The 5,437-nt window shown below is 73.6% G+C and carries 4 protein-coding genes; 2 read left to right on the top strand and 2 right to left on the bottom strand.

Annotated features, from left to right (window positions below):
* Nucleotides 1-130 precede the first annotated feature (130 nt).
* Nucleotides 131-1,255, bottom strand: a complete 1,125-nt coding sequence (locus ACTIDRAF_RS0202450; protein ID WP_016697130.1) for a hypothetical protein — start codon at nt 1,253-1,255, stop codon at nt 131-133.
* 196 nt (nt 1,256-1,451) lie between these two features.
* On the bottom strand, nt 1,452-1,976 hold the full coding sequence (locus ACTIDRAF_RS34740; protein ID WP_245533420.1) for a GNAT family N-acetyltransferase: 525 nt from the start codon (nt 1,974-1,976) through the stop codon (nt 1,452-1,454).
* A 389-nt stretch (nt 1,977-2,365) separates the two neighbouring features.
* Between ACTIDRAF_RS34740 and secA2 the strand changes: the two genes are divergently transcribed.
* Together secA2 and ACTIDRAF_RS0202435 are read left to right on the top strand one after the other, a co-directional pair.
* Nucleotides 2,366-4,732, top strand: a complete 2,367-nt coding sequence (gene secA2 / locus ACTIDRAF_RS0202440) for an accessory Sec system translocase SecA2 (RefSeq protein WP_016697127.1) — start codon at nt 2,366-2,368, stop codon at nt 4,730-4,732.
* A 100-nt stretch (nt 4,733-4,832) separates the two neighbouring features.
* A partial coding sequence (locus ACTIDRAF_RS0202435; protein WP_245533419.1) for a cytochrome P450 occupies nt 4,833-5,437 on the top strand: 605 nt, incomplete at its 3' end.

The raw sequence follows: 5,437 nt of genomic DNA, 5'->3' as shown, positions 1-5,437 counted from the left end.
AGGTGGCCGGGGAGGAGGGCCCGGGGGCGGGGGTTCCGCGCGGCGACCCGCGCGGGATCACCGGCGCGCGAGGGCGCCCACCGGTCAGGCCCCAGCCCGCCGGACCCGCCCGGCCGGTGGCGCGGAGGTCTCATCCCCCTGGTGTGCCCCACCCGCCGAGCAGCTCGGTCAGGGCCGACTCGAACCAACCCCGGTCCAGGCCCACTCCACTGCCGCTGACCAGCCGGAACTCGACACCGTTGCCCGCGCGTCCCACACAGTCGAAGGGACCGTGGCCCTCGTCGATCCAGCCGAGCCACACCGTCGTCCCGCGCACGGTCGTGGTCGTCCGCGTGGCCCACTCGTGCGAGGAGGGTTGGGGTGGTACGACCAGTCGCCCCCGCCCGGTGCGCTGCGCGACCAGGCGCAGCTCCCGCCCACGGTCCGGTCCGCCGCTGTAGAGGACCTCGACCTCGGTGCGGCCCGCCGCGTTGGTGAAGCGCGCGGCGCTGTCGACCGCCAGCCCACCGAGGTGCTCCGGGAGACCGAGGCTGGCCAGCAGCTCCACGTGGTGCGGTGGTGTGACCCAGTCCCCCTCGTGGGCGGTGTCCCCGTCCCGCTGGAACCGCCAGATCCCGGTGGGGACGACGACCATCTCGACGTCGTGGTGCCTGGCCCAGTAGCTCAGTTCCGCGAAGGGAACGGCGGCCAGTCGGGACGGAGCCTCGGGGTCGGCGGGGCGCAGCGAGCGGTGCAGGTCGAGGAGTTCCTCCTCGGTGAACTCGCCCTCCAGGACGGACACCTCCACCATGGTCCGCCCCAGCCGCGCCGAGGTCCCCCTGTTACCGAGGTAGTCGACGCCGAACCACAGCACGTGCCGCCCGTCCAACGGTCGCGCGAAGGTCCGGCTGCGCCAGAGGCTGGGGTGGTCGAGGGCGGGTACCGCCCAGTCGTACAGGAACTGCTTCACGCGCAGGCGCCGCCCCTCGCCGGCGACCTCGTACCGGTAGGCGGAGGGGTTCGCGCGGGACCAGGGGGACCTGCCGACGTCGCGGCCGCCAGGACGGCCAGGAGGTGCCTCCCGGCGCAGCGTGCCCGTCCGGGCCACGCACCCGGCGGGAAGCCGGCCGGGGACCCACACCACGAAGTTGCACCAGGGTTGCGCCTGGGCCGGCGGGACCTCCTCGGGAACGGCGGGCAGGTCAGCGGGATCGGACAGCACGCGGAACGGCGGGACACCGAGTGGTGCGCCGGCGGTGGGGAACGGAGTGGACACGGCTCGCCCTTCTGGGGGACGTCGGAGAGGACCGAGCCTGGCACCTCGACCGCGCTCGAGGTCAAGATCCGCCGTGGGGACGTGGAGGCGCGGCTCCGGACCGGCTGGTCGACGGCGCCCGGTGGCGGCCGGGGGGAACGCCGCCGGTTCGCTGGCGAACACCGGGCGGGCAGGTGGCGGAGGTGCTCGCTCCTCGTCAGCCGTCGAGGGAGAACGGCAGGGCGCGCTCGAACACCAGTTCCACCCCGTCCACCGGGTCGAGCCGCTCAGCGACGGGGCGGAAGCCCAACGAACGGACCAGGGACAGGGAGGCCTCGTTCGTGGGCGCGACGCTGGCCACGCAGGTCAGGGCGGCGCCGCTGGCGTTGGCCCAGTCCGCGAGGGCCAGCAGCGCCTCCCGCGCGTAACCACGGCGGCGGTCCCCGGGCAGCACCTCGTAGCCCACCTCGGCCCGCCCCTGGTCGTCAGGTCTGCCGTGGAAGCCGGTCACACCGACGATCCTGCGCTCGGCCCGGTCGACCATCGCCCGCACCAACCACGGCAGCTCCGAGGGGTCCTCGGTGAGCTGGGCCAGGCGGAGGCGGGCGGGCACGACGGCGGGCCACTCCGCCGGCACCGCCACGTCCAGGGTTCGCTCCAGTCCGGCCACGTCGCCGGCCACCACCAGCGACAGCGCCTCGGAGTCGAGCGCCACCAGGTCAAGCCGTTCGGAGCTGATCACGTCACCCACTCCCCCAGCGAACCAGACGGCCCGCCCGCACGAAAGGCGAATTCCGCTCACCCCGACGGGTCGGTGGCGGGCGCGATCCTCACCAGCTCGCGGGACCGGCGTGCGCGGCGGGCACCGGGCGAGCCCCCGGTCGACGCTCGGGGAGGGGCCGCTCGCCGTTCGGGACGACCCGGCAGGCGCCGTGGCCACGACATGCGCTCGCCCACCTCCCGGGGTGCTCCTCCCCCGCTCCGAGCGGCTCCGCCCCGGCCCGGAGCCGGGCGGCGGAAGGCGGCCGGGTTGACCCTGGCCCCATCGACTCCTCCGGTCAGGCATGGTGGGATCTGAGTGAAACGGGCATTCAACAGGAATTCCCACGGGTGTGCTCCGAGGAAGGCGGCATGGGCCGACTGAGCAGTGCGTTCTGGAAGGTGCTTGGTGGTTCGCGGCGGCGGGCCCTCTCGCGTTCCCGGGCGGTGGTCGCCACGGCCGCGACCTTGGAGGAGGAGTACCGGGAGCTGACCGAGGCCGAGCTCGCCGACCGGCTCGCGGCGCTCTCCCGGCGGCGGCCGGTGGACGGCGACGACGGCGGAACGGCCGGGGGCACGGCGACGTTCGACCGCGACGACCTGGTGCGATTCCTCGCCCTGGCCAGGGAGGTGAGCAGACGCCGCTTGGACATGCCCGCCTTCGACGTCCAGCTGCTCGCGGCGGCGCGGATGTTCGCGGGGGACGTCGTGGAGATGCTCACCGGCGAGGGCAAGACGCTGGCCGGCGCGATCGGCGCGACCGCGTTCGCCCTGCGCGGACGCCAGGTGCACGTCATCTCCGTGAACGACTACCTGGCGCGCCGGGACGCGGAGTGGATGGCGCCGCTGTACGAGGCCTTCGGGCTGACCGTGGCCTGGATCTCCGCCACGTCGACTCCCCGGGAACGGGAAACCGCGTACGCGGCCGACGTCACCTACGCCGCCGTGAGCGAGTTCGGGTTCGACGTGCTGCGGGACCGGTTGGGGACCGACCCGATCGTGCCCGCGCCCCAGGTGGCGCTGGTCGACGAGGCGGACTCCGTGCTCGTCGACGAGGCGAGGGTCCCCCTGGTGCTGGCCGGTTCGACCTCGGGGGCGGCCCCGGACAGCATCATCACCGACATCGTGCGGGCGCTGAAGCCGGACGTGCACTACCGCACCGACGAGGACGACCGGAACGTGTTCCTCACCGAGAAGGGGGCCGCCGCCGTCGAGGACGCCCTCGGCGGGGTGGACCTGTACTCGGAGGAACACGTGGGCACCACCCTGTCGCAGGTGAACGTGGCCCTGCACGCCAGGGTGCTGTTGCGCAGGGACGTGCACTACCTGGTGCGCGACGGCCGGGTCCAGCTGATCAACGAGTCCCGGGGCCGGGTCGCGGAACTCCAGCGGTGGCCGGACGGCCTCCAGGCCGCCGTGGAGGCCAAGGAGGGGCTCGCGGTCAGCGACACCGGTGAGGTGCTGGACACCATGACGGTGCAGGCCCTGATCAGCCGCTACCCCACCGTCTGCGGGATGACGGGGACGGCACGGGCCGCGGACGAGCAGCTCCGGACCTTCTACGACCTCGGGGTGTCGATCATCCCGCCCAACCGCCCCTGCATCCGGGTGGACGAACCGAGCCGCGTCTACGCCACGATCGCCGACAAGGAAGCCGCGATCGTCGACTACGTGGCGCGGACCCACGAGACGGGCCAACCCGTCCTGATCGGGACGATGGACGTGGCCGAGTCCGAGCACCTGGCGAAACTGCTCGAACGTGCCGGGGTGGACTGCGTGGTCCTCAACGCGAAGAACGACGCGGCCGAGGCGGCGATCATCGCAGAGGCGGGCGCGTTGGGGGCGGTCACGGTGTCCACCCAGATGGCCGGCCGGGGCACCGACATCCGGCTGGGCGGCTCCGACCAGGCCGACCACGAGAAGGTCAAGGAACTCGGCGGTCTCTGCGTGGTCGGCACCAACCGGCACGTCTCCCGCCGGTTGGACGAACAGCTGCGGGGTCGCGCCGGCCGGCAGGGCGACCCCGGGAGGTCGATCTTCTTCAGCAGCCTGGAGGACGACCTCGTCGTCCGGCACGCCCCGGACGCCCGGCTGCCCACCGCCACCCAGGAGGACGGGCAGGTGACGGGACCGGCGGCGGAACGGCTGCTGGACCACGCCCAGCGGGTCGCCGACGCCGCGCTGCTGGAGATCCACAGCAACACGTTCCGCTACAGCCGCCTGTCGGAGCGGCACCGGGCGATCCTGGACGAGCGGCGCGACGTGCTGCTCGGCACCGACACCGCGTTACGGGAGCTGGAACGCCGCTGTCCCGACCGCTACCGGGAGCTGAGCGCCGAGATCGACGAGGAGGTCCTCGTCAGCGTGGCCCGGCGGATCACCCTCTTCCACCTGGACCGCTGCTGGGTCGAGCACCTGGCGTTCCTCAGCGACCTCCGGGAGAGCATCCACCTGCACGCCCTGGGCAAGCAGAACCCGCTGGACGAGTACCACCGGGCGGCGATCCCCGCGTTCAGGGACCTGCTCGGCGAGGTCGACGAGCGGGCCGCCAGGACCTTCGAGGAGGCGACGATCACCGCCGAGGGCATCGACCTCGACGACGCCGGCCTGGTGCGGCCCACCGCGACCTGGACGTACCTGGTCCAGGACAACCCGTTCGGTTCCGAGCTCGACCGGGCGTTCCGGGGGATCAGGCGCATGTTGGACGGCCGGCGCGGACGCGCGGACGACGAGGACTGACCGCCCGGGCTCACCGAGCCGGCCGGGCCGATCGCTCCCTTCCCGCTGGCCACCCGGACCGCTAGCCTCGGCGTCCTGGGTGCCAGGAGGGAGACGCGGGGTGTCGAGGGGAGTCCTCCAGAGGTCGGGAACGCGCCACACGGTGTGGCGGTTCCGGAACCGCACGGTGCGCTACCGCCCTGGCGACGCGCTGCTGGCGCTGCACGCCAGGCGCGGCCCCGTCGCCCGGCTGCGGGTGGGATCGCGGAACGTCGCCTTCCTCCTCGGTCCGGAGGCCAACCGGTTCGTCTTCGCGAACTCGCACCTGTTCCGGTGGCGGGAGGCGTTCCAGAGCCTGGTGCCGGTGGACGGGCCCACGGCGCTCATCGTCAGCGACGGCGTCGAGCACCGGCGCCGGCGCCGACTCGTCGCGCCCGCGATGCACCACCGGCAGGTGGCGCGCTACCTCACCACGATGGCGGCCAGCGCGGACGAGGCGATGGCCGGCTGGCGGCCCGGGCAGGTCGTCGACGTGTACGCGGCGTTCCGGCGGGCGATCCTGCGCAGCACCCTGGAGTCGCTCTTCGGTCGGCGGCTCGCGGCCGACACCGCGTTCTTCGGCGACCACCTGGAGGTCCTGCTCCGGCTCCTCGACCCGCTCCCCCAGCTCAACGGAGCGCGGGAACGCTGGGCCACTCCGTCGTGGCGGCGGGCGACGGCCGCCCG

Origin of the sequence: Actinoalloteichus spitiensis RMV-1378, from assembly GCF_000239155.1 — a bacterium.
Classification (GTDB): domain Bacteria; phylum Actinomycetota; class Actinomycetes; order Mycobacteriales; family Pseudonocardiaceae; genus Actinoalloteichus_B; species Actinoalloteichus_B spitiensis.
Note: the sequence above shows the minus strand (reverse complement) of the source record. Positions and strands in the feature narration are given on the sequence as shown.

Excerpts from the sequence above, each read along its gene's own strand:
- secA2 (WP_016697127.1), top strand. The coding sequence starts at position 2,366 with ATGGGCCGACTGAGCAGTGCGTTCTGGAAGGTGCTTGGTGGTTCGCGG.